The sequence below is a fragment of the Streptomyces griseoloalbus genome (assembly GCA_014650015.1).
Classification (GTDB): Bacteria; Actinomycetota; Actinomycetes; order Streptomycetales; family Streptomycetaceae; genus Streptomyces; species Streptomyces griseoloalbus.
The window spans coordinates 1-25,384 of sequence record BMUD01000005.1 but is presented as its reverse complement, the minus strand read 5'-3'; the positions used below and the strand labels follow the sequence as shown (position 1 = coordinate 25,384).

The window sequence follows — 25,384 nt, the reverse complement described above, 5'->3', positions numbered from 1 at the left end:
AAGGCGGCACGGTCGGGCGCAGGCCCGCCCACCGCGGGCAGTCGTACCGCAGGGCGGCACGGGTGGGCGCGACGGTACCCCGCGAGCGCGGGCAGTCGTGCCGCAAGGCGGCACGGTCGGGCGCGACGGTACCCCGCGAGCGCGGGGCCGCGCGGATCCGCCTTCGGCCCGCACCACCACCGGGTGCTCGGCTCGCGCCGCTGCCGTACGGCCCTCCAGCAGCTCCGGAGGGCCCCGCGGTCAGGCCTGCTTCTTGCCGCCCTTGGCCAGGGCGTCCTCGGAATCGGTCGCCGGGGCCTCGGGCTCGGGGAAGTCCACCCGCCCCATGTGCCGGTTCATCGACTTCATCAGGGCCCAGACCGCCACGGCCATCACCGCGAAGACGATGAAGCCGAGGACACCGGGGGTGACCTTGTCCTCGTCGATCTCCTTGGCGAGGGAGACCAGGTGGGTCATTGCCAGGCTTGCGCTTGCGCTCATGTCAGACATTGTCCCGGATGCCCGCGAAGAGGTCGTCCTCGGGGAGGGAGGTGTCGACGAGGGACTTGGCGAGCTCGTACTCCTCCGTGGGCCAGACCTCCCTCTGGAGGTCCATCGGCACGCGGAACCAGCCGCCGTCGGGGTCGATCTGCGTGGCGTGCGCGATCAGGGCCTTGTCGCGGATCTCGAAGAAGTCGGCGCACGGGACGTACGTGGTGAGCGTGCGCTCCTTGCGCTCGAACTCGCTCCAGCGCTTGAGCCAGTCCCCGTACGGCGACTCCAGGCCGCGGTCCAGCATGGCCTGGTGCAGCGCCTCGGTGCGGGGACGGTTGAAGCCCTGGTTGTAGTACACCTTCAGCGGCTGGTACGCCGGGCCGAACTCGCCCTCCGGGTACTTCTCGGTGTCCGCCGCGCCCTCGAACGCCACCATCGTGATCTTGTGGGTCATGATGTGGTCGGGGTGCGGGTAACCGCCGTTCTCGTCATAGGTGGTGATCACCTGGGGGCGGAAGGCGCGGATCTTGCGCACCAGCTCGCCGGCCGCCTTGTCGACGTCCTCCAGGGCGAAGCAGCCCTCCGGCAGCGGCGGCAGCGGGTCGCCCTCGGGCAGGCCGGAGTCGACGAAGCCGAGCCACTCCTGCTTCACGCCGAGGATCTCGCGGGCCTCGTCCATCTCCTTCTTGCGTACCTCGTGGATGTTCTCCTCGATGTACGCGTCACCTTGCAGTTTCGGGTTGAGGATGGAGCCGCGCTCCCCGCCGGTGCAGGTCACCACCAGCACGTCCACCCCCTCGGACACGTACTTCGCCATGGTGGCCGCGCCCTTGCTCGACTCGTCGTCGGGGTGGGCGTGCACGGCCATCAGTCGCAGCTGGTCAGTCAAGACTCAATCCTCAAGTCGGTAGGCGCCCTCAGTGCGGCGGCGCAGTCGCAGGCTTCTATAGTGACCGAATCGGGGGACGAATAATTCCGGAATTCCGTTCCGGGACCTGCCAGGGGGACGCCGGTCCCCTCCTGCCGAGGAGACGATCATGAGCACGTCGAGCACGCGGCTGCCCGAGGGCCGTTACGGCCGTTCCTCGGACGAGCGTGCCGACCGCACCCTCAAGGCCGTCGGCGCCGTCCTGGGGGTGCTGCTGCTCGGACTGGTCGGCTGGTTCGGCTACCACTACGTCGCCCAGAACGAGATCAGCGCCGAGTTGATCGGTTTCGACCTCTCCGAGGACGCGGTGAAGGTGCACCTGGAGGTGCACAAGGACGCGGGGGTCGCCGGCTACTGCACGGTGCGCTCGCAGGCCGAGAACGGCGCCGAGGTGGGCCGCGCCGACTTCCGCTTCGGCACGGACGCCACGCGCATCGACGAGGTCGTCACCCTGCGCACGACCTCCCCGGGCACCACGGCCGAGCTCGTCGGCTGCCACGCCGAGTGATGTGTCGGGGAATACCTGACCACTGACCTGCGCTGATACGAATCTGGTGGCTTATGTCCTCCCCCTACGGGCAGTGAATTGTTAGGCTCGTGGTTTCGCCCTTCCGTGGAGGAACATCCTTCTGGGTAGGGCGATGCTTTGTATTCCCAGTACCTACGAGGAGCACCTGTGACCCAGACCAGCGAGAACGTCACCTGGCTGACCCAGGAGGCGTACAACAAGCTCAAGGACGAGCTTGCGTACCTTACTGGTCCCGCGCGCTCGGAGATCGCCGCCAAGATCGCCGCCGCGCGCGAGGAGGGCGACCTGCGGGAGAACGGCGGGTACCACGCGGCCAAGGAGGAGCAGGGCAAGCAGGAGCTCCGAGTGCGCCAGCTCACCCAGCTTCTCGAGAACGCGAAGGTCGGTGAGGCGCCCGCCGCCAACGGCGCGGTGGCGCCCGGCATGGTCGTGACGATCGCCTTCGACGGCGACGAGGACGACACGCTGACCTTCCTGCTCGCCTCGCGCGAGTACGCGAGCACGGAGATCGAGACCTACTCGCCGCAGTCCCCGCTCGGCTCGGGCGTGATCGGCCACAAGGTCGGCGAGGACGCGGAGTACGAGCTGCCCAACGGCAAGAAGGCCTCGGTGAAGATCCTCAAGGCCGATCCCTACAACGGCTGACCCGCCCCGCGAGTCCCCGACGGGCCCCCGGCACCCCCAGCGGCGCCGGGGGCTTCGTCATGCCGCGGCCGAGCGGTACTTGCGCACGGCGAGGGTGCGGAAGAACGCGATGATCAGGACCGAGTAGATCAGCGAGGCCCACACCGGGTGCTGCATCGGCCAGGCCCCCGAGGTGGACACCCCGGGGTTGCCGAAGAGCCCGCGGCAGGCCTGGACGGTGGCGCTGAACGGGTTCCAGTCGGCGATGTGGCGCAGCCAGGGCGTCATGTTGCCGGAGTCGACGAACGCGTTCGACACGAAGGTGACGGGGAACAGCCAGACCAGTCCGCCGGAGGTGGCCGCCTCCGGGGTGCGCACCGACAGGCCGATGACCGCGCCGATCCAGGTGAACGCGTACCCGGACAGGAGCAGCAGGGCGAACGCGCCGAGCACCTCACCGACGCTGGAGTGGGTGCGCCAGCCGACCAGGAGGGCGACGACGGCGAGTACGAGCAGGGTGAGCGCCGTCTGCACCAGGTCGGCGAGCGTACGGCCGGTGAGCACCGCGCCGCGGGCCATGGGCAGCGAGCGGAACCGGTCGATGAGCCCCTTGTGCATGTCCTCGGCGATGCCCGCACCGGCTCCGGCGGTGGCGAAGGTGACGGTCTGGGCGAAGATGCCGGCCATCAGGAACTCGCGGTACACCAAGGCGTCGGTACTGCCGCCGATGTTCATGGAGCCGCCGAACACGTACGAGAACAGCACCACGAACATGATCGGCTGGATCAGCCCGAAGATCACCACCTCGGGGATCCGGACCATGCGGATCAGGTTGCGCTTGGCGACGACCAGGGAGTCCCGGATCGACTGGGCGACGGGGTTGCCGGGTGCCGTGGTCCGCACGGCGTCGGTGACGGCGCTCATTTCACGGCCTCCTTGCCGTGCCGGTGTCCGTGTCCCGCGGTGTCCCGCGCGGCGCCGTCGTCCTCGTCCTTGATCTCCGCGACATGTCCGGTGAGGGAGAGGAAGACGTCGTCGAGGGTGGGGCGGCGCAGTCCGATGTCGTCGATCTCGATGCCGCGGGAGTCGAGCTCGCGGATGATCTCGGCCAGGAGCTTCGCTCCGCCGGACACCGGCGTGGTGATCTTGCGCATGTGGTCCTCGACCGTGGTGTCGCCTGCGCCGGGGCCGCGCAGGCTGTACTTGTCCAGGAGGGCGCGGGCGGCCCGGATGTGCTCGCGGTCGTGCACCACGACCTCGACGCGCTCGCCGCCGGTGCGGGCCTTGAGCTGGTCGGAGGTGCCCTGGGCGATGACCCGGCCGTGGTCGACGACCGCGATGTCGTGCGCGAGGTGGTCGGCCTCCTCCAGGTACTGGGTGGTGAGCAGCAGGGTCGTACCGCCGGAGACGAGCTGTTTGATCACGCCCCACAGCTGCTGGCGGTTGCGCGGGTCGAGGCCGGTCGTCGGCTCGTCCATGAACATCACGGGCGGTGAGACGACCAGGGCCGCGGCGAGGTCGAGGCGGCGGCGCATGCCTCCGGAGTAGGTCTTGGCGGTGCGGTCGGCGGCGTCCGCGAGGTGGAACTGCTCCAGCAGCTCGTCCGCGCGCACCTTCGCGGCCTTCGCCGGCATCTGGTAGAGCTGTCCGACCATCCGCAGATTCTCGCGGCCGGTCAGGTACTCGTCGACGGCCGCGAACTGGCCGGACAGGCCGATGGAGCGGCGCACGGCGTCGGGCTGCTCCAGAACGTCGAGGCCGGCGACGACGGCCTTGCCGCTGTCGGGCCGCAGCAGGGTGGTCAGGCAGCGGACGGTGGTGGTCTTGCCCGCGCCGTTCGGCCCGAGCAGGCCCAGGACAGTGCCCTCGGGGACATCGAGGTCGACGCCGTCCAGTGCCCTTACGTCTCCGAAGGTCTTCACGAGGCCTTCGGCATGGATGGCACCTGGCATATGAGTCTCCACGTCGTCGGGAACCGCGTCGTCGGGATCCTTCGGAAAGCCTAGGTTCGCGCGCTGTGATCTGCCGGGTTCGCGGCCGCGCGGGCAAGGGACCGCGACGGCCGCGAGGGACCGCGACCATGACCCGAGACGCACCGTAACGCGATGTATCGCGTATCGCCGTGGACTTACCCGAAGGAGTGACGCCCTGTCCGCCGGCAGCCGATGGCCCTGCCGGCCGATGACCGTGTCAGCCGATGACCGTGTACCCCGCCTCGCGCAGGACCTGGTTGACCTCGGTGCAGTGCGCCGGGCCCTTGGTCTCCAGGTGCAGCTCGACCTCCGCCTCCGTGAGCCCGAGCCGCGGATCGGTCCGTATGTGGCTCACGTCGAGGACGTTGGCGTCGACCCCCGACAGCGTCCCGAGCAGCGAGGCGAGCGCGCCCGGCCGGTCCGTCAGACGCAGCCGGACGGCCAGATAGCGGCCCTGGGCCGCCATGCCGTGCCGCAGTACCCGCTCCATCAGCACCGGGTCGACGTTGCCACCGGACAGCACCGCGACGACCGGCCCCTCGAAGGCGTCCGGCCGGCTCAGCAGAGCCGCGACCGGGCTGGCCCCGGCCGGCTCGACGACCAGCTTGGCCCGCTCCAGACACAGCAGCAGCGCGGCCGACAGCTCGTCCTCGGTGACCGTGCGCACCTCGTCCACCAGCTCGCCGACGATCCCGAACGGCACGTCACCGGGCCGCCCCACCTTGATGCCGTCGGCCATCGTCGCCGGGTTGCGCACCGACACCGGACGCCCGACCGCCAGCGAGGGCGGATAGGCCGCCGCGCCCTCCGCCTGCACGCCGACGATCCGCACGTCGGGCCGCAGCGCCTTCACCGCGACCGCGATCCCCGCGGCCAGCCCGCCCCCGCCGACACCGACGACGATCGTGCGCACCTGCGGGCACTGCTCCAGGATCTCCAGGCCCACCGTGCCCTGGCCCGCGATGACGTCCGGGTGGTCGAAGGGGTGGATGAACACCGCACCCGTCTCGTGCGCGTACTCCCTCGCGGCGGCCAGCGTCTCGTCGACCACCTGGCCGTGCAGGCGGACCTCGGCGCCGTACTCCCGGGTCGCGCTGATCTTCGGCAGCGGGGCGCCCTTCGGCATGAACACGGTGGAACGCACCCCGAGCAGCGACGACGCCAGCGCGACCCCCTGCGCGTGGTTGCCGGCGCTGGCCGCGACGACTCCGGCGGCCCGCTCCTCGGGCAGCAGCCCGGCGATCCGGACGTACGCGCCGCGCAGCTTGAACGACCCCGTCCGCTGAAGGTTCTCGCACTTCAGGTGCACCGGGGCCGCCACCGTCCGGGACAGGTGCCTGCTGCCCTCCATCGCGGTCATCCGCGCCACACCCGAGAGCATCTTCCGGGCGCCGCGCACATCGTCGAGAGTGACGGTCCGCAAGGCTTCGGCCGTGCTGTAGCTCATGACTCCAGCATCGCAGTTCACGGACGGCGGCGACCGGTGTGACCAACCCGCGGACTCGTCTTCGCGCAGCCCCCGTACGGCCCGCCTTCCATCCGCGTACCCTGTCCCCCAATCAGCAGCCCTCCACGAAGTGAGCCTCCGGCCATGCCCACACCACCTGAAATGTCGATGGACAGGACGACGGACCTGTCGGCCGTCGGTGACACCGGTCTTCTCGACACGCTGCAGCACGAGGTGGCGTTGTTCGCCCGCCGTGCGGAACAGACGCGGCTCGGCGGGGTCGGCCAGGTGCGCAACTCGATGGACCGCGCCGCATACCTGCTGCTCAACCGCCTCGACAAGGAAGGCCCGATGGGCGTCAAGGCGCTCGCCGCGAGCATGGGCATCGACTCCTCGACGGTCACCCGTCAGGTCGCCCCGCTCGTGGACACCGGCCTGGTCAAGCGGACCTCGCACCCCGAGGACGGGCGCGCGGTCGTGCTCCAGCTGTCCCCGCGCGGGCAGTCGCGCCTGGAGGAAGTGCGCTCCTCGCGGCGTCAGTTGATGGCCGAGCTGACACACGACTGGGCACCGGAGGAGCGCGAGGCGTTCTGCGCGCTCCTGACGCGCTTCAACGGTGCGCTGTCCTCGCGGATGTCGGTGCAGGGGCCCTCCGGCGGACCATCGGACCGGTCGGACTCCTGAGCCCCGTGAGCCCCGTGAGCCCCGTGAGCCCCGTGAGCCCCGTGAGTCCCTGGGGCCTCTGATTCCTCCAGTCGTCTGCTCCCCCCGGAGCCCTGGGCTCTCCCCAGGGCCCTTCGCTCTCCCCTCGGCGGCGTGGGCGGCGTACACGGGCCCGGTTTCCGCGTGTGCGCGGCCCTTGACCGCGGGGTGCGCCCTGGCCTGATATGAGACACCGGGTCCCCGTCGTACGCGCCCGCCGTAGGCCGTACGCGGCCGGGACCGGCTCTCTCAGGGGTGGCGGGAGGCGCGGTTGCGACCACGGCATGCGTCCCAGGATGTCCGCCGGGCCCGCGAGTTCGAGGCGTACGTCGCGGGCGCGGGCGGACGGCTGCTGCACACCGCGACCCTGCTCACCGCCGAGGCGCGGGACGACAACCCGCGCGCGCGGCGCCTGCTGACCCTGGCGCTGGCCCACACGTACGCGTGCTGGGACCGGCTGCGCGGCGAGGACCCCTACGACCACACCCGCCGGTATCTGGCGACCCGCTTCGCGCGCGGCGCCTGGCACCGGCACGGCGGACTGCCGCGCACCCGCCCCCACCCGGGAAGCCCCCTGGCCCGGCTCACCCCGCGGGAGCGTCTGATCCTGGTGCTGCGGCTCCACGAGGGCGTCGCCGAGGAGCAGACGGCGGCACTGCTCGGCCTGCCCGCCGAACGCGTGCGGACCGTCTTCCATCGCGCGATGGCGACCGTGCTGCGCCCACCCCCGGGACCGGCCCCCGCGGTGGGAGGCGTCGAGGCGGAACCGTCATGAAGCGGGGGCGGGCATGACCCGGATGAATCGTGAGGCGACCGTACGGCGGCTGCTGGAGCAGTCGCCGCCGCCCGTGCCGCCCGAACTCCACGCGGACGCCGCGCGCCGCGGGGCCCGCCTGCTGCGCCGCAGGACGCTCGCCCGCCGCGCGATGTGGCTGCTGTTGCTGGCGGTGACGGTGGCGTTCGTGGTGTGGGCGCTGACGGTCCGCCCCTGGGTGGAGCCGCCGTCGGAGACGACTCCACCGCTGACGGGCTGGTGACCGGCTGGTGCGGGCTTCCTGCCTGCCCTAGCGGCCGAGCGCCTGCTGGAGGTCTTCGAGCAGGTCGTCGACGTTCTCGAGGCCCACGGACAGGCGCACCAGGTCGGCGGGGACCTCGAGCGCGGAGCCGGCCGCGGACGCGTGCGTCATCCGCCCCGGGTGCTCGATCAGCGACTCGACGCCGCCCAGGGACTCGCCCAGCGTGAACACCTCGGCCCGGTTGCAGACCTCGACGGCCGCCTCCTCGCCGCCCTCGACGCGGAAGGAGACCATGCCGCCGAACGCCCGCATCTGCTTGGCGGCGACCTCGTGACCGGGGTGGTCCGGCAGCCCCGGGTACAGGACGCTCGTCACGCGCGCGTGGCGGGTGAGCATGTCGGCGATCCTGGTCGCGTTCTCGCTGTGCCGGTCCATGCGGACCGAGAGGGTCTTGGTGCCGCGCAGCACCAGCCAGGAGTCGAAGGGGCCGGCGACCGCGCCCATCGCGTTCTGGTGGAACGCCAGCTCCTCGCCGAGCTCCGCGTCCTTGGTGATCAGGGCGCCGCCGACGACGTCCGAGTGGCCGCCCATGTACTTGGTCAGGGAGTGCACGACGACGTCCGCGCCGAGCGAGAGCGGCTGCTGGAGGTACGGCGTGGCGAAGGTGTTGTCCACGACGAGGCGGGCGCCCGCGTCCCGCGCGACCTGGGCGACGGCGGCGATGTCGGTGATGCCGAGCAGCGGGTTGGAGGGGGTCTCCACCCACACGGCCTTGGTCTTCGGGGTGATGGCGGCCCGTACGGCGGAGGGGTCGCCGGTGTCGGCCACCGACCACTCCACACCCCAGCGGGCGACGACCTTGGCGAAGAGGCGGAACGTGCCGCCGTACGCGTCGTTCGGGATCACCACGTGATCGCCGGGGCTGAGCAGCGTACGCAACAGGCAGTCCTCGGCCGCCAGTCCGGACGCGAACGCGAGACCGCGGCGGCCGCCCTCCAGGGCGGCGAGGTTCTCCTCCAGCGCGGTCCTGGTCGGATTGGCGCTGCGGCTGTACTCGTAGCCGCCGCGCAGGCCGCCGACACCGTCCTGCTTGTAGGTGGACACCTGGTAGATCGGCGGGACGACCGCGCCCGTCAGGGGGTCGGCGGTGTTGCCCGCGTGGATCGCGAGTGTCTCGAAGTGCTGACTGATGTGCCTGTCGCTCATGAGCACCGAGGGTAGTGCGCGCGGGGTGCGGATGGCGGACGCGCAGCGGGCGCGGGCGTCGGGGCGGGCCCGCGGGAGGCGGGCGCCGGGCGTTTTCCACAGGTTCGGGGACCGGGTTGGCCAATTGTCGGCGCGGTCTGGTTCGCTGGTGGCATGGAGATTCTCTGGGTCCTGATCGCGCTCGTCATGCTCGGCGTCGTGGTGCTGCCGTTCCTCAGGCGCCGGCGCGGCGCGGTCGGACTGGTGCCGCCCGGCCACCCGGACGCGGCGGACCCGGCGAACTACGGCTTCGCCCGCGAGGAGGAGCTGGACATCCGCATGCCCGGCCCCGACCAGGACCTGCTGGACGTCCTGGACCTGGTGCAGCGCACGCAGGACCACCGCGCGGCGCAGCAGCTGCTGGCCGGTACGGACGCCGCGGGCGAGCTGCGCTGGCAGCGCGTCCAGGCCTTCGCGGGCGCGGCCTCGCTGGAGCTGAATCAGCGGCCCGGCTCGGTGGGCGAGGCGCCGGGCGGACAGTGGCTGCGGGTGTGGCGGACCGAGGCGCCCAAGGACGCGGCGGGAGCCGCGGTGCACGCGGAGTTCCTGGTGCAGCAGGCGTGGCGTACGGCGGCGCCCGGGACGGACGAGTTCCGGATCATCATGGAGGAGGCGAAGGCGGCGTGCGGCGAGGCGGCGCTGCTGGCTCCCGGTGACCCGATCCCGTACATCGTGGAACTCTCGGTGGCCCGCGGACTCGGTTACTCCCAGCAGGACTTCGAGCAGGTCTGGCTGAAGATCCTGGACCGCGCGCCGAACCACATGGGGGCGCATCTGGCCGCGCTGCACTACTGGTGCGAGAAGTGGCACGGCTCGCGGCAGCAGGCGTACGCGTTCGCGGAGGCCGCGGCGGCCAGGGCGCCGCAGGGCTCGCTGCTGGCCGCGATGCCGCTGTTCGCGGTGTTCGAGCATCTGCCCGAGGTGAACCTGGTCAGCGGCTTCTACCAGAGCGAGGTCGTCACGAAGGCGATCCACGGCGCGCTGCACGCGGTGCACTCGGCCCGCCCCGACGACCCGATGTCGGCGCATGTGCGGCACCTGCTGGTCTTCTTCCTGGTCCGCGCCGAGCGCTGGGCGGAGGCCATGAGCCAGCTGATACACATCGACGGCCACGTCGGCGCCCTGCCCTGGACACTGTCGTCCGACCCCGCCGCCGAGTTCGCCGTCCACCGCGCCCTGGCCGTCGCCGGCTACGAGGCGAACGGCGGCAGCCCGGCGACCCTGCCGCACTGACACCGGCAGGGTCGCCGGCCCGGTCAGGGCCTCAGATCGTCGCCGTGTCGATCACGAAGCGGTAGCGGACGTCGCTGTTCAGCACCCGCTCGTAGGCTTCGTTGATCTCGGCGGCGGCGATCAGTTCGATCTCCGCCCCGATGCCGTGCTCGGCGCAGAAGTCCAGCATCTCCTGGGTCTCCCGGATGCCGCCGATGCTCGACCCGGCGAGGGTCTTGCGGCCGCCGATCACCGAGAAGAGGTTGAGGGAGACGGGCTCCTCCGGGGCGCCCACGTTCACCAGCGCGCCGTCCGTCTTCAGCAGCGACAGGTACGCGCCGAGGTCGAGCGGGGCGGAGACCGTGGAGACGATCAGGTCGAGGCTGCCCCTCAGGTTCTCGAAGGTGGCCGGGTCGGCGGTGGCGTAGTAGTGGTCCGCGCCCAGCTTCAGGCCGTCGTCCTTCTTGCGCAGGGACTGCGACAGCACGGTCACCTCGGCGCCGAGCGCGTGCGCGATCTTCACGGCCACGTGGCCGAGGCCGCCGAGTCCGACGATCGCGACCTTCTTGCCGGGGCCGGCGTTCCAGTGCCGCAGCGGGGAGTACGTGGTGATGCCCGCGCACAGCAGCGGGGCGGCCTCGTCGAGGGAGAGCCCCTCGGGGATGCGGACGACGTAGTTCTCGTCGACGACGATCGTCTGCGCGTAGCCGCCGTGGGTCGGCTCGCCGTCCTTGCCGATGCCGTTGTAGGTCATCGTGGCGCCGTTCAGGCAGTACTGCTCCAGGCCCGCCTCACAGTTGTCGCACTCGCGGCAGGAGTCGACCATGCAGCCGACGCCCACCCGGTCACCGACCTGGAACTTCGTGACGCCGGGGCCGACCTCGGACACCACGCCGGCGATCTCGTGGCCGGGGACCATCGGGAAGATCGCCTCGCCCCAGCCCTCCCGGGCCTGGTGGATGTCGGAGTGGCAGATGCCCGCGAACTTGATGTCGATCAGGATGTCGTGCTCGCCGACCTCGCGCCGCTCGATGGTCGTCCGCTCCAGCGGAGCCTTGGCGGCGGGTGCGGCGTATGCGGCAACAGTGGTCATGCCGTGGTTCTCCTCGTGACGTCGTGCGCCCGGCTGCCTTCTGTCCGACCGGGCACGCCGTCCAGCCTGCGCCGACGGCCATGCCTTACCCAGCCCACGGGTTTGCGTACGTTGGCTGTGCGTACTACTGGCGGGAACAGGCTGGTGGGCGTACGACCGGGAATACTGGAGACATGGACGAGCAGTACACCGACCCGGCCGGCCCCGCGAGCGGCGGCCTCGACCCGCGAGCGGAGCTCAGCGAGTTCCTGCGCACCCGGCGTGCCCGGCTGAAGCCACAGGACGTGGGCCTGCCGGACTTCGGGCGGCACCGCCGGGTGCCCGGCCTGCGCCGCGAGGAGCTGGCGCAGCTCGCCGGGGTGTCGGTGGCGTACTACACGCGCCTGGAGCAGGGCAACGGGCGGAATGTGTCGGCGGAGGTGCTGGACGCGATCGCGCACGCCCTGCGCCTCACCGGCGCCGAGCGGGCGCACCTCACGCATCTGGCGAAGCCGAAGCGGCTCCGGAAGAGGCAGGCGGCCCGGACCCAGCAGCCCCGCCCGGCGCTCGGTCAGCTCCTGGAGTCGATGGACACGATCCCGGCGTATGTGGTGGGCCGGCGTTCGGAGATCCTCGCCTGGAACCGGATGGCCGCGGCGCTCTTCGGGGACTGGGGCCGGATGCCGGCGCAGGAGCGGAACTGGGCGCGGCTGGTGTTCCTCAACCCGGACTACCGGGAGCTGTTCGTGGAGTGGGAGCACAAGGCGTCCGACATGGTCGCCTATCTCCGCATGGACGCGGGCCGCCATCCGGACGACCCCCAGCTGTCCGCCCTGGTGGGCGAGCTGTCGGTCAAGAGCGAGGAGTTCAGGCGGCTGTGGGCGGCGCACGACGTCAAGGAGAAGAGTCACGGCGTCAAGCACGTCCGGCATCCGCTGGTCGGTGAGCTGACGCTGTTGTGGGAGTCGTTCCGCCCGTCCGGCGACAGCACCGACCAGTCGCTGGTCACGTACTTCGCCGAGCCGGGTTCGCCGTCGGCGGAGGCGCTGCGGCTGCTGGCCAGCTGGGGCACGGACGCCAGGCGGTCGGGAGCGGAAGCGACGACTCCCTGAGGCCGGTGGCGCTCAGTCCTCGACGCCCAGGTCCTCCCGCATCAGCCGCCGCATCGCCGACAGCCGGCTCTCGGCCTCCTTGAGTCCGAGCAGGGCGTGGTCCGCGCTCTCGCCCTCGCGGGCCCGCTGCCGGTCGAGCCGCTTCACCACGGCGTCGGTCCGGGCCAGTACCTCGTTGACGGCGCGCGAGGCGTCCAGGATCCGCTCGGGCACGATCATCTGGGCCTCCGCGTACCGGTCGCGGTAGTCGAGGCGCGCCTCCTCGAGCTGGTCGCGGTCGTGCTCGGTGTAGACGCCGTCGCGGAGGCGGTGCAGGGCGTCCTTGAGGAGCGTGTGGAACTGGCGCGAGGCACGGTTCATCGCCGTGTACGCGCCGCGCCGCTCCTCGAACCGCGCGCGTCGCTCGCTCATGAGGGCCTCCTCAGCCCGCTGCCGGGCGGTGAGGCGCTGGCTGAGCACCGGGGCGAACAGGGTGCCGAGGACGCCGACGACAGCGGTGATCATGGCGGTGATGGCGGCGGTCATGACAAGACCCTACTGAAGCCGCCGCGGCTGCCGCGGACACGGAACGGCCCGCCGGAAGCAGTGCTGCCGGCGGGCCGTTCGCTCAAGAGATCTACTTGCCGTAGTAGGCGTTGTAGATCGAGATCGTCGACTTGTTGCCCTTCTTGTCGGCGATCTTGGCGTGGAAGGAGATGGCCTTCCCCTTCGCCGGGTTCTTGACGCTGATGGCGCCCTTGGTGACCGTGGTCTTCTTCCAGGTCTTGCCGTAGTCGTAGGAGACGTACACCGACAGGGACTTGAGGTTCTTGCCCTGGGCGGCGCCCTCGACGGTGACCGGGATCTTGACCGTCTTGCCGGCCGCGACCTTGCTGTCCAGACCGGTGGCCGCGTGGAAGCGGGCCATGGAGGCGGGCAGCTGCGTGACGTCGCTGGTCTTCTTCGAGCGGAAGGTCCAGCTCGCGTCGATGCGGGTGGAGGCCGCGGCGACCTTGGCGCTGCGCTTGACCGAGGTGGTCAGCTTGTAGGAGGCGTCCCCGGACGGGACCTTGAACTCCTTCTCACCGAACAGCGGGTCGTCGTGCGAGCCGACCTTCTTGCCGTCGCGGTAGAGGCTGGTGGTGACCGAGGTGAACAGCGAGGAGCCGTCGTGGCCCTTGCCGTCGGCGAACAGCGGGACCCGGCCCGAGATGCTGTTGCCGTCGCGGAAGAGGCCGTAGTCGGCGGTCAGACGCGGCCCGAAGACGGCCGTGTTCACGGTCTCCGCGTACGTCTTGCCGCCCTTGTAGGTCTTCTCGAAGCCGACCGTGTAACCGGCCTCGAGGACCGGCCAGCCGTCCGCGTCGACGCCGCCCTCCTGCTCGAAGTCGAGGTCCCACTTGACCCCGTTCGCGGTGGACAGGTGCAGGGTGCGGGTGCCGGGCAGGGTCTGCGAGATGCCGATCGAGGAGCCTCCGCCGCTCGTCGGCAGCCAGCCCAGGGCGCTGACGACGCCCTTCTTGCCGCTGGCCGCCGCGCCGAGGCCGACCTTCACCGTGGCCAGGTCAGCCGTCTTGTAGGCGCGGTTGTAGCCGGTGGCGAGCTGCTTGACCTTGCCGCCTGCGACGGTGTCGTACTGCTCCTTGGCGCCCTTGCTCCAGTGGGCGTCCCACTGCTGGCTCAGCGAGCCGTCGGTGATCTGCGGACCGAGGTGGGCGGAGCGGAAGTTGTCGTACGAGTCCAGCCACCAGCCGAACGACTGGGCGCTGTTCTTCGTCTCGACGGTGTAGTCGGCCGAGGCGAACTCCGACTTGGCCCCCTTGGCGGGCACGGTGACGTTCACCGGCTTGGCCTTACGGGCGTCCAGCGTGATCGTCGTGCTCTTGGTGACGCTCAGCTTCGGCTGGGCCAGCCAGTCGACGCCCTCGTAGTTCTCCGGGTCGGAGCCGACGAAGATCCCGGTCTCCAGGACGTAACCGCCCTTGGGCACCCGGACGGTGACGGTGCCGTCGGCGTCGTAGAGCTGGTACCACTGCCCGGCACCCGAGCCGGAGAGGCCGGAGAGGCCGCCGACGTAGTTGTCGGCCGGCTTGCCCGCCCGGTCGAGGAACTTCAGCGTCACGTCGTACGACTCGACCTCGCGCTGCACCGCGGCCGCCGTACGCACGCTCTGCCCGTCGCCGGTCGCGACCACGTACGCCGAGTACGCGCCGTCGACGGTGCCGCCGAGCCGGGTGTCCGCGGTGAGGTCAACGGACGCCTTGCCGCCCGCGGGGACGGTGACCGTGGTCGCACCGAGCTTGAAGAAGCCCGCCGGGGCCGCCTTGCCCTTGGGGTCGGTGGCCGTCGACGTCAGCTTCAGCGTGACGTCCTTCGTGCCGAGGTTGCGGTAGGTCAGCTCCTTGGTGACCGGCTTGTCGTCGGTGTGCGGCCACTGCTGGACACCGAAGCTCAGCGACACCGGGTCGGCGATCACCGTCTGCTGGACGGCCTTGTCGACCTGGATCCGCCCCGAACCCTGCTCGAACGGCGTGTACTTGCCGCCCTTCGTGGAACCGGTGAGGGCGCCCTTCAGCTCCGCGTAGGTCCACTCCGGGTGCTGCTGCTTCAGGATCGCCGCCGCGCCCGCGACGTGCGGGGTCGCCATCGACGTACCGGAGATGGTCATGTAGCCGGCCGGGTTCTCGCCGACCTCCTTGGCGATGTCGTTGCCCTGCGCCGAGGCGGCCGTGATGTCCACGCCGGGCGCGGTGACGTCCGGCTTGATGGCGCCGTCGCCGAGGCGGGGGCCGGTGGAGGAGAAGTCGGCGAGCGCGTCCTTGTCGTCGACGGCGCCGACGGTGAGCGCGGCGTCCGCGCTGCCGGGCGAACCGATCGACTGCGGGCCCTCGTTGCCGGCCGCGATGGCGAACAGCACGCCCTTCTCGGCGGACAGCTTGTTGACCGCCGCCTCCAGCGGGTCCACCTCGGCGGTGTCCATGCCGCCCAGGCTCATGTTGACGACGTCGGCGCCCTGCGCGGCCGCCCACTCCATGCCGGCGAGGATGCCGGAGTCGTCACCGAAGCCGGAGTCGTCCAGGACCTTGCCGTTGAGGACCTTCGCGCCGGGCGCGACGCCCTTGTACTTACCGCCCGACTTGGCGCCCGTGCCGGCCGCGATGGAGGCGACGTGGGTGCCGTGGCCGACCTTGTCGCCGGCGTCGGGCGCGGAGGTGAAGTTCTTGGACTCGGCCACCTGGCCCTTGAGGTCCGGGTGGGTGGCGTCGACACCGGTGTCCAGCACGGCGATCGTGACGCCCTTGCCGTCGTAGCCGGCGGCCCACGCCTTGGGGGTGCCGATCTGCGCGACGGACGTGTCGAGGCTGGCCTTGCGCACCCCGTCGAGCCAGACATGGGCGACACCGGAGGCGGTCCGGTCGCCGTTGGTGACGGCGTCCCACAGCTCGGGCGCGTCCTCGTGCGGGGTCTGCACCGCGTCCGCGTTCAGGGACTTCAGGGTCCGGCGGAGGGTGCCCGCGTCGCGGACCTCGGCCTTGGCGCCGGCCGCGCTGCCCTGGTAGCCGACGATGACCTTCAGGCCCCGCTTCTGGGAGCCGCGCGTCGTGGCCTTGTCGAGTTCGGTGATGTCGAAGAGCCGCTGGTCGAGCTTGCCGCTCGCGATCAGCCGGGAGACATCCGTCGGCAGCACGAAGGTGTGACCGTCGGCCTTGCGTATCTGGACGGGTATGTTCTCCCGGCCCTGCGCCCGCTCCAGGCCGACGACGCGGCCCTTGGCGTCCACCGCGACCCGGTCGCCGGTGATCAGCGTGATGTGGTGCGTGGCCTTGAGCGCGGACGCCCCCGAAGACGTCTGCGAACCGGCCGTCGTGCGCCCCCCGTTCGCCGACGCCGGACTGGTCATGCCCGCCGCGAGCGCCACGGCTGCGGCCGTGGCGACCGTGGCCGCGCATGCTCTTTTCACTTGTCTGCGCAAGGTTCCCCCTAGCGAAGTCGCCGGGCACACCATGGCGTCACCCGGCCGGGGGTGGTCTCGTACGCATGCGCGCACCCCCCGGATCACCGAGTATGCCGAGGGGTGATCAAGCGCCTCAAGGGCGGTTCGACCGCCTGGGGAAAAGGTGCGGAAGTCGACGGCCCGCTGTAACGCCACCGCCGTAACTTCGTTACCCAATCGCGCGGTTGGCGCTTTTCCGGGTCAGACCCGGGTGTTCTCCCGCACGGTGATCCGCAGCCCGCCGAGGTGTCGAGCCCGGCGAGAGAGCCGCATGAGAGGAACCGTCGGGCCGCCGGCGACCGCCGGGAACAGCGATGCCGCCGTCCGCTCCCGAAGGAGCGGACGGCGGCATCGGTCACCTGGGTGGGAGGTTCTCCGGGTCCGCGGCAGGCGTCAGACCGCCGAGCCCGCCTTCCACTGCTCCCAGCTCATGTTCCAGCCGTTGAGGCCGTTGTCCGGGGCGATGGTCTTGTCGCCGGTGTTCTGGACGACGACCACGTCACCGATCATCGAGTTGTTGTAGAACCAGGCACCCGGCGTGTTCGGGTCGTCGGCGCCCTTGGCGTCCTGCAGGCCCACGCAGCCATGGCTGGTGTTGACGCTGCCGAAGATCGACTTGGCGCCCCAGTAGTTGCCGTGGATGAAGGTGCCGGAGGTGCTCAGACGCATGGCGTGCGGCACGTCCTTGATGTCGTACTCGCCCTCGCCGTCGTCGTCGGTGAAGCCGACCGTCGCGCCGTTCATCCGGGTCTCCTTGAACTTCTCGGAGATCACCATCTGGCCCTGGTACGTCTTGTTCTCGGGCGACCCGGCGGAGATCGGGATGGTCCGCACGGTCTTGCCGTCCTGCGTGACCTTCATCTGCTTGGTCTTGGCGTCGACGTAGGTGACCTGGTTGCGGCCGATCTTGAAGGTGACCGTCTTCTGCTGGACGCCGTAGACGCCCTCGGCGCCCTCGACCCCGTCGAGCGCCAGCTTCAGGGTGACGGTGGCGCCCTCCTGCCAGTACTCGTCGGGCCGGCAGTCCATGCGGTTGGCGTTGAACCAGTGGCAGGCGACCTCCTGGCCACTGGTGGTGGAGACGGTGACGCCCTTCTGCACCCCCGCCTTGTTGGTGATCGCCTTGTCGAAGTTGATCGACACCGGCATGCCGACGCCGACGGTGGTGCCGTCGTCCGGGGTGAAGGTGCCGATGAAGCTGTTGTCCGGGGCGACCGTGGTGAACGAGGCGTTCTCGTGGGCGGCGCGGCCCTCGGAGTCCTCGGCGGTGGCCGTCACCTTGTAGGTGGTGGCGCGCTCCAGCTGGACGCTGGGCTTCCAGCTCTTCTTGTCGGCGGATATCTCACCGGAGACGGCGGTGCCGTCGGTGGTGGTCATCTTCACCTCGGAGAGCGTGCCCTTGCTCACCTTCACGGTGGCCGAGTTGTTGATGGAGGCGTTGTTCGAGCCGTCCTTCGGCGTGATCACGATCTGCGCCTCGGAGGACTTCTTGGCCGCCGCCTCGTCGACCTGGGCCTGCGAGGTGTCGTTGCCCCCGTCGCCCGAGCCGCTGTCGTCGCCGCCGGAACAGGCCGAGAGCACCAGTACTCCGCCGAGCAGAGCGGACGCGGCCGCCAGACCCCTGCGCCGCTTACCGTCCGTCATCACACGCTTCTCCATCGTCGCCGATTTCCCAACCCCACGAGTCCCCGACCCGAAGCCGAAGGACCTCGTCCACATCTTTCAACGCTACGACCGGGTGATCCGGTTCCCCATGGCCCGCGGGTGTGGGGCTCACCACGTCCGCCGGGGAGGGCGTGAGGACGTCGGTCGGCGCGCCGCTTGAGACGCCGTGACCCCGGGCGGCGGTTGCCTCCCGGGGTCATGTTTTCCCCGAGTCGCCTCAGCCGGCCCTGCCCGCCCCGTCGTCGTCGGGGGACTCCTCGTCATCATCCTCGTCGAGGTCCCATTCCGGCGAGTCCGGGTCGTAGTCGATCTGTTCGCCGCTCCAGGAGGCCTGCAGGAGGTCCACTCCCGGCACCTCGCCGACCAGGCTCAGCGGGTCCACGAGATAGGCGAGGGCCTCCGCGGTGTCCTCTGTCACGGCGCTCTCCGCGTGTACCCGTTCCTCGGCCGGCATATCGCCGTCGTCCGTGATCCTGCTCAGCGCGGCCTTGGTCACCGCGTCCTCGTCCTCGATCTCCAGGACGAGTTCCACGCGAAGTCGTACAAACCGTGTTGTCTCAGGAGTGCTCATGTCCGGAGCGTACGGCCCGTGGCTCCCGTGACTTTCCCGTGACCCGCGCCTTTCACTAACATCGCCCCACACGGCCAATTCGCCAGCGCCACAAGGGGATCGATATTCCGTGTCATCCGCGCTCCGTCCGTTGCTGACCGCCACCGCCGCGGGCACCCTGCTGTGTGCCCTGTGGTTCGTCCCGTCCGCGAACGCGACCTCGACGGGAGGCACGGCTTCGGCAAGCCCGTCTCCGCAGGTCACGGAGCAGGCGAGAGCCGTTACGACCAGCACGTCGACGTCCCTGGACAGCACCGGTCAGGAGGTCCGCCTCGCGGACACCGGAAGTTTCGACAGCACTCCGTACCTCGTGGGCGGCACGGCCTGTCTCGCCCTCGGCGCCGGCTTCGTCGTCTATTCGGTACGCCGCGACCGCCTGGGCTTCTAGGCCCTGTCGTCAAACTCCCGTCTGCCCCGCGACGCCATGCACGCACTCTCGCCGCACCGGGCCCTGACCCGAGTACATCCAGTACGAGGGCCAGGGCCCGGCACACCGAGAGCACGCACCTGACGCCGCAGGGCCGCCCTCCGGGCGACGACGGGAGTTTGACGACAGGACCTAGGGCCCGACCTGGAGTCGTTCAACCCGCTGGACGCCGACGTCACCGTGCTGTCCCTCGCCTCCTGCGAGCGGGACGGCGCCGCCGAGGCACTGTCCGCCCTCGCCGCGGCCGTGGAGGGCTGCACGGAAGGGTTCGCGGTCGCCACCGGCAGCGCGGAGCAGAAGTACGGCGGGGTCGAGACGGAGAAGAGCTCGGGCGAGGGCGACCGATCGCTCGCCTTCGCCGTCACCAGTGACGCGGGCGCGGACTCGGGCACGGCGCACGTCGAGGTGATCCGGCACGGCCGCACCCCCGCCGCCTACTACACGCTCGATGTCGGCAAGATGATGAACCGTCAGGACTACGACGTCCCCGCCGCACTCGTCGACGCGCAGACGGCCAAGCTGGACTGAGCCACGGGGCCCCGCTTCCCGCGGGGCCCCGGCCGGCTTCAGCGCAGGGGCCCGGTGACCTTCTCCACGGCCGCGACGAGCCGCCCGTCCCGCACGAACGCGTCCGCCGCGGCGAGATCGGGCGCGAGGTAGCGGTCCGGTCCGGGACCCTCCACACCCGCTGCCCGTACGGCCTCGATGACCGCCCGGGTCGCGGGCGCCGGGGTCAGCTCCTCGCGCAGCTCCACCGCGCGGGTGGCGGCGTACAGTTCGACGGCGATGACCCGGGTGAGGTTGTCGACGGCCGTACGGAGTTTGCGCGCCGCGGACCAGCCCATGGAGACATGGTCCTCCTGCATCGCGGAGGACGGGATCGAGTCCGCCGACGCCGGTACGGCGAGCCGCTTCAGCTCGCTGACCAGGGCGGCCTGCGTGTACTGGGCGATCATCAGCCCGGAGTCGACGCCGGCGTCGTCGGCGAGGAACGGCGGCAGTCCGTGGCTGCGGTTCTTGTCCAGAAGCCGGTCGGTGCGGCGCTCGGCGATGGACCCGAGGTCGGCGACGGCGACGGCGAGGAAGTCCAGCACGTACGCCACCGGCGCACCGTGGAAGTTGCCGTTGGACTCGACCCTTCCGTCCGGCAGCACCACCGGATTGTCGACGGCGGAGGCGAGTTCGCGCTCGGCGACCAGTCGGGCGTGGGCCAGGGTGTCCCGTCCGGCACCGGCGACCTGCGGGGCACAGCGCACCGAGTAGGCGTCCTGGACCCGGGGGGCGTCGTCCTGGTGGTGCCCCGTCAGCCCCGACCCCCGCACCACCGCCAGCATGTTGGCGGCGCTGGCGGCCTGGCCCGGGTGCGGGCGGATGGCATGCAGGTCGGGCGCGAGCACCCTGTCGGTGCCGAGCAGCGCCTCCAGGCTCAGGGCGGCCGTGACGTCGGCGGACTTGTACAGGACGTCCAGGTCGGCGAGGGCCATGATCAGCATGCCGAGCATGCCGTCGGTCCCGTTGAGGAGGGCGAGCCCCTCCTTCTCGCGCAGTTCGACGGGCTGGATGCCGTGCTCGGCGAGCAGTTCGCCGGCCGGCCGCACACGGCCGTCGGGGCCCTCCGCCTCCCCCTCGCCCATCAGGGTGAGGGCGCAGTGGGACAGCGGGGCCAGGTCGCCGGAGCAGCCGAGGGAGCCGTACTCGTGGACGACCGGGGTGATCCCCGCGTTCAGCACGTCGGCCATCGTCCGCGCGACCTCGGGCCGGACGCCGGTGCGCCCGGAGCAGACGGTCTTCAGCCGCAGGAACATCAGGGCGCGGACGACCTCCCGCTCCACGCGGGGCCCCATGCCCGCGGCGTGCGAGCGGACGATGTTGCGCTGCAGCTGAGCACGGAGCTCCGGGCTGATGTGCCGGGTCGCCAGGGCGCCGAAGCCGGTGCTCACCCCGTACACGGGGTCCGGCTTGGCGGCCAGGGCGTCCACGATCGCCCGGGACGCGGCGAGGGCGGCCAGGGCCTGCGCGGACAGTTCGATGCGGGCACCGCCGCGCGCCACGGCGAGCACGTCGGACGCGGTCGCGCCGGACGTCCCCACCACCACAGTGTGCATATCCATATTCAGGAGCGTACGCAGTGAATTCGTTGATGTCACCCCTGAGGCAGGGGTCCACCCCTTACCGGTGCGTCACACCGGCCCCTCCGGCGAGTGCCGCCCGCGGAACCGGCGCCGCTCGCCGCCCGACACCCGCGACGTGTCGTCGGCGAGCCGCACGACGGGATCGTCCGGCCCCTCCCGCCCGGCCACCACGGGATGGGCCGCCCGCTCGGCCTTGGCCCGGTACTGCGCCGCGTCGGCCAGCCGGAACAGCCGCCGGGCGGAGCGCACCGGCCCGACGGGATCCTCGGTGGACGCCACCCCGCAGGCGACACCGTCCCCGATGCCCAGCTCCACGGCCCGGCGGCACACCTCGTCGGCCGCCTTGACGACCTCGTCGGCGGCCGGCCCCACCGCCAGCAGACAGAACTCGTCCCCGCCGAGCCGCGCCGCCAGGGCCCCCGGGAGCATGGCGCCGCACAGCGACAGCACGCTCCCGAACCGCTCCAGCAGCCGGTCCCCCACGGCATGCCCCAGGGTGTCGTTGACCCGCTTCAGCCCGTTCACATCGCACACCACCAGGCTGACGACGGCCCCGTCCCGGTGATGCCGCTCGACCGCCTCGTCGAGCCGCTCGTCCACGGCCCGCCGGTTGGCCAGCCCGGTCAACGAGTCCGTGTACGCCAGCCTGCGGGCCTCCTCCAGCCGCTCGGTCTGGGCGAGCCCGGCGGCCACGACGGCGGCCAGCACCGTCGCGAAGTCGGCGTCGCCCCGCCCGAAGGCGGGCACACCGACCGGCCGGGCCACATACAGCTCGCCCCACGCCCGCCCGTGCAGCACGATCGGGGCGACCACACAGCAGCCGCGCCCGCGCCGCCGGAGCGCCGCGACCCGCTGATGGCGGTACCCGGGCCGCCCCGCCGAGGGCCCCTCGGCCGTCTCCACCCACGCATCCGGCTCACCGCCGCCCGCCCACTGCTCGTGCAGGAACTCGGTGATCTCGGCGAACTGATGCACCGGATAGGACTCGTCGTCCGGGAACTCCTCCTCGCCCTCGGCCAGCTCGCCGACGTTGACCAGCACCCGCAGCCGCCCGAGCTCCCGCTCCCACACCGACAGCGCGGCGAAACTCCCGCTCAGGGCCCGGCAGGCTCCGCCGGCCGCGGCCCGCCAGGCCTCATGAGAACTGTGCGCGGCGGCCATGCCCTGAGCCAGCGCCACCACGGCCGTCAGCCGGCTCTCCTCACCCATGCCTTCAGATTAGGGAGATTCACCGCAAACCGGGACATCGGAGGAGAGAACAAAAGGCACTCGGCTACTCCCCGGGCCACTGTGGCCTGCGCTTCTCGTTGAAGGCGGCGACACCCTCCGCCCGGTCCCCCGAGAACGCCACCGAACGCCAGGCGGCGTCCTCGACCTCCAGCCCGGCGGCCAGATCCAGCCCGTGCCCGAGGCGCAGCGCACGCTTGGCCGCCCGCAGCCCCACCGGCGAGTTCGCGGCGATCCGGGACGCCATGGCCAGGGCCTCCTCCCGGTCCCGCCCCGCCTCCACCAGCTCGTCGACCAGCCCCAGCTCCCGGGCCTCACCGGCCTCCACCCGCCGCGCCGTGAAGATCAGCTCGGCGGCCCGCGCCGCCCCCACCCGGCGGGGCAGCAACTGCGTACCGCCCCCGCCCGGGATCACTCCCACGGACACCTCGGGCAGCCCCATGACAGCCGTACGGTCGGCCACGATCACATCGCACGCCAGAGCCAGCTCGCACCCGCCCCCCAGGGCGAACCCGTGCACCGCAGCGACCGTGGGCACCGGCAGCTCGAGCACCCCGGTGTACGCGGCCCGCGCCACCGGACGCTGACGCACCAGATCAGCGTCACTGAAGGAATTCCGCTCCTTCAGATCGGCCCCCACACAGAACGCCCGCTCGTGCGACGAGGTCAGCACCACCACCCGTACGCCCTGGTCCGCCCCGAGCGCCGCACAGGCCCCGGCGATGGAGCGGGCCATCTCGGTCGACACGGCGTTCATGGCCTTGGGCCGGTCGAGGACGAGCTCCGCGACATGCCCCCGCTCATGCCGGCGCACCAGCACGAACTCCCCGAACCGTTCCTCACTCATGACACCCTCCGGTTAACGCGGGTTAACATCCCTCGCCCCGATCATCGCAGCCGACGCCCGCCCGGAAAAGGGCGCACGCCCGGTTCCCTCGTCACCCCCCGCCCACCCGTTCGAGTGACATCCCGCTGACTCCGGCACCACCCTCCACGGGAGCGCATAGCGTGCGCACACCGCGGCGCGTCGGGGGCGCGCACGCAGGGGGAGGGATACGCGATGCCACCGAACACACCACCCGACGAGCCGCCCGCGGCGACCGGCCGCACTGCCCTCTTCCGGGGCCGTCACCGCAAGCCCCGCCCCCGCAAGGCACTGCTGGCCGCGGGGGGCCTCGCCCTGGCCGCGGGCGCCGTGAGTCTGGTCCGTCTGGCCTCCGCCCCGGACGGCGGCGCGGAGGCGGCCCCCCGCCCCGTGCCCCACACGGACACCACCACACACCGCACCGCCCCCACGACGGACGCGGCCACGCCCCTCACCCCCGAGGCGAGCCCGTCCTCCCCCACGGCCCTGGGCGGCAAGAACCCCACCCCCCTCACCCCACCCGGGCCCCCGCCCCGGCCGCCCGCTGCGACCACACCCCCGGACACGGCAGCGACGACCCCGGCGACGCCCCTGCCCCCGCCCCCGACGAGCGGGCCACCCCCCACGCCCCACACGCACACGCCCGGTCCCCCACCACCCGCGCCCGGCGAACCGGCACCGGAACGACCCGACAAGCCGGCCCCCGACTCCGCACCCGTCCTGTGCGTACCGATCATCGGCCTGTGCGTGGGCGACGGCCCGGACCTCCAGGACAGGGAGTCGGACCGGTGGAACCAGCCGGACTAGGCAGAGGGAGCCACGTTCCGGCGCGTGAGCAGCCAGGGCTCCACCACGCCGAGACCACGCACCGGCCGCTGCCACATCGGCTGCAGCGCGAACCGGTACGCCGGCGGCTCCTCGCCCTCCTTCTCCGCCGTGGCCAGCGCCTCGGCCGCCGCCGCCTCGGAGGCCGGGGCGTCACCGGTGCGGATGAGCTCCTCGGCGAACGCGGTGTCGACGAGCACGGCGTCCCGGGGAGCTATGGAAGTGAGCCGGGAGGCCAGATTCACGGTCGTACCGAAGACGTCGCCCATCCGGGTGGTCACCGTGCCGAACGCCATGCCGACCCGCAGTTCCGGCATGGTCTCGTCGTTCGCCATGGTCTCGACCAGCCGCAGAGCGATCTCCGCGGCCACGCCGGCGTCGTCGGCGGCGTAGAGCACCTCGTCGCCCAGCGTCTTGATGAGCCGCCCACCCCGGGCGGCGACCAGATCGGCGGCCGTGGTCTCGAAGGCCTCGACCAGCTCGCCGAGCTCCTCCTCCTCCATCCGCCGGGTCAGCCGCGTGAACCCCACGAGATCCGCGAAGGCGACGGCGAGCCGCCGGTCGACCATCTCCTCGTCGTCGGCGCCCTGCACCACCCGCCCCGCCGACGCGGCCAGCTGCCGCCGCCAGACGTAGACGAGGAACTCCTCCAGCTCGGGCAGGAGCAGCTCGACGATCGGATACGTCACCTCGGTACGGGTCATCCCCGGCTCGGGCGGCTCGGTCAGCCCCTCCAGGAACGAGTCGATCTGCCATTCGGCCAACCGTGCGGTGGTCTGCCCGGTGGACCGCGCCACCTGCACCGCCATGGCCTCGCTCAGCAGTCCCGCCTCCACCAGACCGGCCAACCGACGCAGGGCCAGTACGTCGGCCTCCGTGAGCGCCTTGGCCTGCCCGACGTCGGCGAATCCCATGGCCCGCCAGAAGCGCGTGGCCAGCTCCATGGTGACGCCGGCGCTGCGGGCGGCCTGAAACGGGGTGTAACGGCGCTCGGCGCCCAGAATGAGCTGTTCGAGGCGCAGAGCAAGCGGATCCTCGCCGGCGCCCTGCGCGTCCGTACCGGAACCCGAGTCGTCGACGGTCACGCGTTGCTGCCCTTCCGATCTGCCACGGCCATGTATCGACCGGCCACAACTCTACGGCAGGTGTGCGCCAGCTCACTCCGTCAGGTTGGGCCGGGGGGTGAGGTGACCGGCGTTTTCTTGGCGACCGGTGCCGGGGGTGGGCCCGGGGGGTGCCTCTATGTCTTTCGTCAAGAGGTCCGCGTCGGGTTTGGGATGGTCTGGCTTGCTGGGGTCATGCGGCGAGTTCGACGTCCTCGGGGTG

Annotated in this window: 25 protein-coding genes; 10 read left to right on the top strand and 15 right to left on the bottom strand. The window is 71.4% G+C overall.

The window, feature by feature from the left end:
* Nucleotides 1–240: 240 nt before the first annotated feature.
* On the bottom strand, nucleotides 241–489 hold the full coding sequence (locus IE178_RS09090; RefSeq protein ID WP_184761201.1) for a hypothetical protein: 249 nt from the start codon (nucleotides 487–489) through the stop codon (nucleotides 241–243).
* Nucleotides 482–1,363 (bottom strand): mycothiol conjugate amidase Mca, encoded by an 882-nt coding sequence (gene mca / locus IE178_RS09085; protein WP_184761200.1) that lies wholly within the window; start codon nucleotides 1,361–1,363, stop codon nucleotides 482–484. The genes IE178_RS09090 and mca overlap by 8 nt, the downstream gene beginning before the upstream one ends.
* 148 nt (nucleotides 1,364–1,511) lie before the next feature.
* Between mca and IE178_RS09080 the strand changes: the two genes are divergently transcribed.
* Together IE178_RS09080 and greA are read left to right on the top strand one after the other, a co-directional pair.
* Nucleotides 1,512–1,910, top strand: a complete 399-nt coding sequence (locus IE178_RS09080; RefSeq protein ID WP_184761199.1) for a DUF4307 domain-containing protein — start codon at nucleotides 1,512–1,514, stop codon at nucleotides 1,908–1,910.
* Nucleotides 1,911–2,078: 168 nt separating this feature from the next.
* Nucleotides 2,079–2,576: a transcription elongation factor GreA gene (greA, locus tag IE178_RS09075; protein ID WP_184761198.1), complete on the top strand. Its 498-nt coding sequence runs from the start codon at nucleotides 2,079–2,081 to the stop codon at nucleotides 2,574–2,576.
* A 57-nt stretch (nucleotides 2,577–2,633) separates the two neighbouring features.
* Here the strand turns inward: greA and IE178_RS09070 are convergent, their stop codons facing one another.
* The 3 genes from IE178_RS09070 to ilvA form a co-directional block, all read right to left on the bottom strand.
* Complete coding sequence (locus IE178_RS09070; RefSeq protein ID WP_184761197.1) at nucleotides 2,634–3,479, bottom strand: ABC transporter permease; 846 nt, start codon at nucleotides 3,477–3,479, stop codon at nucleotides 2,634–2,636.
* Complete coding sequence (locus IE178_RS09065) at nucleotides 3,476–4,507, bottom strand: ATP-binding cassette domain-containing protein (protein ID WP_193511889.1); 1,032 nt, start codon at nucleotides 4,505–4,507, stop codon at nucleotides 3,476–3,478. The genes IE178_RS09070 and IE178_RS09065 overlap by 4 nt, the downstream gene beginning before the upstream one ends.
* Nucleotides 4,508–4,745: 238 nt before the next feature.
* Complete coding sequence (gene ilvA, locus IE178_RS09060; RefSeq protein ID WP_193511888.1) at nucleotides 4,746–5,975, bottom strand: threonine ammonia-lyase; 1,230 nt, start codon at nucleotides 5,973–5,975, stop codon at nucleotides 4,746–4,748.
* 162 nt (nucleotides 5,976–6,137) lie between these two features.
* Here ilvA and IE178_RS09055 point away from each other — a divergent pair, with 162 nt between their 5' ends.
* The 3 genes from IE178_RS09055 (at nucleotide 6,138) to IE178_RS09045 (ending at nucleotide 7,714) form a co-directional block, all read left to right on the top strand.
* The gene (locus IE178_RS09055) at nucleotides 6,138–6,659 is read left to right on the top strand and encodes a MarR family winged helix-turn-helix transcriptional regulator (protein ID WP_193512062.1); all 522 of its coding nucleotides are present in this window, start codon (nucleotides 6,138–6,140) and stop codon (nucleotides 6,657–6,659) included.
* A gap of 289 nt (nucleotides 6,660–6,948) precedes the next feature.
* Entirely contained in the window at nucleotides 6,949–7,452 is a 504-nt protein-coding gene (locus IE178_RS09050) for a sigma factor-like helix-turn-helix DNA-binding protein (RefSeq protein WP_193511887.1), read from the top strand.
* A 13-nt stretch (nucleotides 7,453–7,465) separates the two neighbouring features.
* Entirely contained in the window at nucleotides 7,466–7,714 is a 249-nt protein-coding gene (locus IE178_RS09045) for a hypothetical protein (RefSeq protein ID WP_184761193.1), read from the top strand.
* 27 nt (nucleotides 7,715–7,741) lie between these two features.
* On the opposite strand, the gene IE178_RS09040 is transcribed toward IE178_RS09045, so the two are convergent.
* Complete coding sequence (locus IE178_RS09040; protein WP_184761192.1) at nucleotides 7,742–8,899, bottom strand: cystathionine gamma-synthase; 1,158 nt, start codon at nucleotides 8,897–8,899, stop codon at nucleotides 7,742–7,744.
* Nucleotides 8,900–9,052: 153 nt separating this feature from the next.
* On the opposite strand from IE178_RS09040, the gene IE178_RS09035 reads away from it, so the two are divergent.
* Complete coding sequence (locus tag IE178_RS09035; protein WP_184761191.1) at nucleotides 9,053–10,171, top strand: hypothetical protein; 1,119 nt, start codon at nucleotides 9,053–9,055, stop codon at nucleotides 10,169–10,171.
* Nucleotides 10,172–10,202: 31 nt separating this feature from the next.
* Here IE178_RS09035 and IE178_RS09030 read toward each other — a convergent pair whose 3' ends face one another.
* The gene (locus IE178_RS09030; protein ID WP_184761190.1) at nucleotides 10,203–11,243 is read right to left on the bottom strand and encodes an NAD(P)-dependent alcohol dehydrogenase; all 1,041 of its coding nucleotides are present in this window, start codon (nucleotides 11,241–11,243) and stop codon (nucleotides 10,203–10,205) included.
* A 173-nt stretch (nucleotides 11,244–11,416) separates the two neighbouring features.
* Here IE178_RS09030 and IE178_RS09025 point away from each other — a divergent pair, with 173 nt between their 5' ends.
* On the top strand, nucleotides 11,417–12,334 hold the full coding sequence (locus IE178_RS09025; protein WP_184761189.1) for a helix-turn-helix domain-containing protein: 918 nt from the start codon (nucleotides 11,417–11,419) through the stop codon (nucleotides 12,332–12,334).
* 12 nt (nucleotides 12,335–12,346) lie between these two features.
* On the opposite strand, the gene IE178_RS09020 is transcribed toward IE178_RS09025, so the two are convergent.
* The 4 genes from IE178_RS09020 to IE178_RS09005 form a co-directional block, all read right to left on the bottom strand.
* Nucleotides 12,347–12,859 carry a hypothetical protein gene (locus tag IE178_RS09020; RefSeq protein WP_193511886.1) on the bottom strand — a complete coding sequence of 171 codons (513 nt, stop codon included), beginning with the start codon at nucleotides 12,857–12,859 and terminating at the stop codon, nucleotides 12,347–12,349.
* Between the two features lie 91 nt (nucleotides 12,860–12,950).
* Nucleotides 12,951–16,274, bottom strand: a complete 3,324-nt coding sequence (locus tag IE178_RS09015; protein WP_318279929.1) for a S8 family peptidase — start codon at nucleotides 16,272–16,274, stop codon at nucleotides 12,951–12,953.
* Between the two features lie 426 nt (nucleotides 16,275–16,700).
* Nucleotides 16,701–17,951, bottom strand: a complete 1,251-nt coding sequence (locus IE178_RS09010) for a L,D-transpeptidase (protein ID WP_193511884.1) — start codon at nucleotides 17,949–17,951, stop codon at nucleotides 16,701–16,703.
* Nucleotides 17,952–18,189: 238 nt separating this feature from the next.
* Nucleotides 18,190–18,543, bottom strand: a complete 354-nt coding sequence (locus IE178_RS09005) for a hypothetical protein (RefSeq protein ID WP_193511883.1) — start codon at nucleotides 18,541–18,543, stop codon at nucleotides 18,190–18,192.
* 109 nt (nucleotides 18,544–18,652) lie between these two features.
* On the opposite strand from IE178_RS09005, the gene IE178_RS09000 reads away from it, so the two are divergent.
* Entirely contained in the window at nucleotides 18,653–18,970 is a 318-nt protein-coding gene (locus IE178_RS09000; RefSeq protein ID WP_184761184.1) for a hypothetical protein, read from the top strand.
* Nucleotides 18,971–19,189: 219 nt separating this feature from the next.
* A complete protein-coding gene (locus IE178_RS08995) occupies nucleotides 19,190–19,537 on the top strand; it encodes a hypothetical protein (RefSeq protein WP_193511882.1) in 348 nt (115 codons plus the stop codon).
* 38 nt (nucleotides 19,538–19,575) lie between these two features.
* On the opposite strand, the gene hutH is transcribed toward IE178_RS08995, so the two are convergent.
* From hutH to IE178_RS08980, 3 genes are all read right to left on the bottom strand, one after another.
* A complete protein-coding gene (gene hutH / locus IE178_RS08990) occupies nucleotides 19,576–21,114 on the bottom strand; it encodes a histidine ammonia-lyase (RefSeq protein ID WP_184761322.1) in 1,539 nt (512 codons plus the stop codon).
* Nucleotides 21,115–21,189: 75 nt separating this feature from the next.
* Nucleotides 21,190–22,350, bottom strand: a complete 1,161-nt coding sequence (locus IE178_RS08985; RefSeq protein WP_184761182.1) for a GGDEF domain-containing protein — start codon at nucleotides 22,348–22,350, stop codon at nucleotides 21,190–21,192.
* A gap of 64 nt (nucleotides 22,351–22,414) precedes the next feature.
* Nucleotides 22,415–23,215 carry an enoyl-CoA hydratase/isomerase family protein gene (locus IE178_RS08980; protein WP_184761181.1) on the bottom strand — a complete coding sequence of 267 codons (801 nt, stop codon included), beginning with the start codon at nucleotides 23,213–23,215 and terminating at the stop codon, nucleotides 22,415–22,417.
* A 213-nt stretch (nucleotides 23,216–23,428) separates the two neighbouring features.
* Between IE178_RS08980 and IE178_RS08975 the strand changes: the two genes are divergently transcribed.
* On the top strand, nucleotides 23,429–24,040 hold the full coding sequence (locus IE178_RS08975; protein WP_193511881.1) for a hypothetical protein: 612 nt from the start codon (nucleotides 23,429–23,431) through the stop codon (nucleotides 24,038–24,040).
* On the opposite strand, the gene IE178_RS08970 is transcribed toward IE178_RS08975, so the two are convergent.
* The gene (locus IE178_RS08970) at nucleotides 24,037–25,143 is read right to left on the bottom strand and encodes an adenylate/guanylate cyclase domain-containing protein (protein ID WP_184761179.1); all 1,107 of its coding nucleotides are present in this window, start codon (nucleotides 25,141–25,143) and stop codon (nucleotides 24,037–24,039) included. The two genes, IE178_RS08975 and IE178_RS08970, sit on opposite strands and share 4 nt — an antisense overlap.
* Nucleotides 25,144–25,384: the final 241 nt, after the last annotated feature.

Coding starts and splice junctions, on each gene's coding strand:
- IE178_RS09090 (WP_184761201.1), bottom strand. CDS start 489: ATGTCTGACATGAGCGCAAGCGCAAGCCTGGCAATGACCCACCTGGTC.
- IE178_RS09080 (WP_184761199.1), top strand. CDS start 1,512: ATGAGCACGTCGAGCACGCGGCTGCCCGAGGGCCGTTACGGCCGTTCC.
- IE178_RS09070 (WP_184761197.1), bottom strand. CDS start 3,479: ATGAGCGCCGTCACCGACGCCGTGCGGACCACGGCACCCGGCAACCCC.
- IE178_RS09065 (WP_193511889.1), bottom strand. CDS start 4,507: ATGCCAGGTGCCATCCATGCCGAAGGCCTCGTGAAGACCTTCGGAGAC.
- ilvA (WP_193511888.1), bottom strand. CDS start 5,975: ATGAGCTACAGCACGGCCGAAGCCTTGCGGACCGTCACTCTCGACGAT.
- IE178_RS09055 (WP_193512062.1), top strand. CDS start 6,138: ATGTCGATGGACAGGACGACGGACCTGTCGGCCGTCGGTGACACCGGT.
- IE178_RS09045 (WP_184761193.1), top strand. CDS start 7,466: ATGACCCGGATGAATCGTGAGGCGACCGTACGGCGGCTGCTGGAGCAG.
- IE178_RS09040 (WP_184761192.1), bottom strand. CDS start 8,899: ATGAGCGACAGGCACATCAGTCAGCACTTCGAGACACTCGCGATCCAC.
- IE178_RS09035 (WP_184761191.1), top strand. CDS start 9,053: ATGGAGATTCTCTGGGTCCTGATCGCGCTCGTCATGCTCGGCGTCGTG.
- IE178_RS09030 (WP_184761190.1), bottom strand. CDS start 11,243: ATGACCACTGTTGCCGCATACGCCGCACCCGCCGCCAAGGCTCCGCTG.
- IE178_RS09025 (WP_184761189.1), top strand. CDS start 11,417: ATGGACGAGCAGTACACCGACCCGGCCGGCCCCGCGAGCGGCGGCCTC.
- IE178_RS09020 (WP_193511886.1), bottom strand. CDS start 12,859: ATGACCGCCGCCATCACCGCCATGATCACCGCTGTCGTCGGCGTCCTC.
- IE178_RS09010 (WP_193511884.1), bottom strand. CDS start 17,951: ATGACGGACGGTAAGCGGCGCAGGGGTCTGGCGGCCGCGTCCGCTCTG.
- IE178_RS09005 (WP_193511883.1), bottom strand. CDS start 18,543: ATGAGCACTCCTGAGACAACACGGTTTGTACGACTTCGCGTGGAACTC.
- hutH (WP_184761322.1), bottom strand. CDS start 21,114: ATGCACACTGTGGTGGTGGGGACGTCCGGCGCGACCGCGTCCGACGTG.
- IE178_RS08985 (WP_184761182.1), bottom strand. CDS start 22,350: ATGGGTGAGGAGAGCCGGCTGACGGCCGTGGTGGCGCTGGCTCAGGGC.
- IE178_RS08980 (WP_184761181.1), bottom strand. CDS start 23,215: ATGAGTGAGGAACGGTTCGGGGAGTTCGTGCTGGTGCGCCGGCATGAG.
- IE178_RS08975 (WP_193511881.1), top strand. CDS start 23,429: ATGCCACCGAACACACCACCCGACGAGCCGCCCGCGGCGACCGGCCGC.